The sequence below is a fragment of the Bartonella sp. AA86SXKL genome, assembly GCF_042196885.1.
In genome coordinates, this window is record NZ_JBHIRE010000138.1 from 389 (window position 1) to 1087 (window position 699).

Consider the following 699-nt stretch of genomic DNA (forward strand, 5'->3'; position numbering starts at 1 on the left):
ATAATATGCACAAAAACATCACGCCGTAAATCGGCAACAATCCGTTCTCCTAAAGTGATGACACAGTAATAACGGCAGGCTGAAGCAAGTGCAAGCAGCAAAGCTAAAACAAACAAAAGAGCGAAGTAAAAATTAATATGGCCATGACTTGAAGTAGAAAAGCCATGATCAAGCATTTGACGGATAGCAACAGGCAAAGTAAGAGTCACGAGAGCAGCAACAGATAAAGCAATAAAGGCAAAGACAAACAACCAGCGATAGCGCACAAGATAAGGACTAAAAGTTGTAAGCGAAGAGAATGAAGGCTTTGTATGGAAAAATTTTTTAGCTTTTTCTGAATGATTGAAAAAATTCATAGGGTTTCTCTCACTTATAAGATTGTTTATAACTCTTGATGCGATAATGCACTTTGAACACTTGTTTTTTGATACGTGCTCAGTTATATAGAGGATACTTCAACCAATTTATCAAAAAGACGAAGCAAGCGCACTTAAAAAAGTGAGCAAGTGTCATTTTGTTTTATAAAAGTAGAAAGTTTGCCACATGAAAGCCAATATTCATCCCGACTATCACAAGATTACCGTTGTTATGACGGATGGCTCCCAATATACGACACGTTCTACCTGGGGAAAAGAAGGGGATGTTCTTAATTTGGACATTGATCCAAGAACGCATCCAGCTTGGACAGGTGGATCTCAA

The 699-nt window shown here is 38.1% G+C and carries 2 protein-coding genes; one reads left to right on the top strand and one right to left on the bottom strand.

Annotated elements, in window-relative coordinates:
• Nucleotides 1–356, bottom strand: a 356-nt coding sequence (locus tag ACFIO5_RS10540; protein WP_375705374.1) for an ABC transporter transmembrane domain-containing protein, incomplete at its 3' end; no start/stop codon positions are given.
• Between the two features lie 187 nt (nucleotides 357–543).
• Here ACFIO5_RS10540 and rpmE point away from each other — a divergent pair.
• Nucleotides 544–699: 50S ribosomal protein L31 (rpmE, locus tag ACFIO5_RS10545; protein WP_375705375.1), on the top strand; the 156-nt coding region annotated here is incomplete at its 3' end.